Source organism: Stenotrophomonas sp. INTA L402-1 (assembly GCF_059295135.1).
Genome location: NZ_JCAFWP010000272.1, coordinates 1 through 503, shown reverse-complemented (window position 1 = coordinate 503; position 503 = coordinate 1). Strand labels below are relative to the sequence as shown.

The window sequence follows — 503 nt, the reverse complement described above, 5'->3', positions numbered from 1 at the left end:
GTGTCATCCAATGCGATGGCGGTCATTCTTGATGAGTTTCCCCATATGGCGGGAACGGCATCTTCGCTGGCAGGAACCTTCCGTTTCGGCATAGGGGCAATTGTTGGCGCATTACTTTCTCTTGCGACCTTTAACTCTGCATGGCCGATGATTTGGTCAATTGCATTCTGCGCAACCAGCTCCATTCTCTTCTGTTTGTACGCCAGTCGGCCGAAAAAACGGTGATCTATTGCACAACGAGGAAGCTAAAAGGCTTCCTTTGTTGATGCATGTCAACCACAAATCTATCATTCCCCCGATATATGTTTATTTTATGTAAAATCAATTTATGTAAAAAGTCACATCATTGTAGTTAAAAAGGTTGAGTTAGATCGCAGAAACGGGTACATATAGCCCCGCAAACGTGACCACGCCCGCAGATATTATTTAAATCAGTGCCATAGAGGCCACGCAGGCGAGGCATCAATCTTTACGATCTGTATAAAGACGGATTGTTGATGATG

At 44.7% G+C, this 503-nt stretch carries 1 pseudogene; it reads left to right on the top strand.

The features are described from left to right. Positions 1-225, top strand: a pseudogene (locus AC5O77_RS22740) (hypothetical protein); the annotation flags it as partial. Positions 226-503 lie beyond the last annotated feature (278 nt).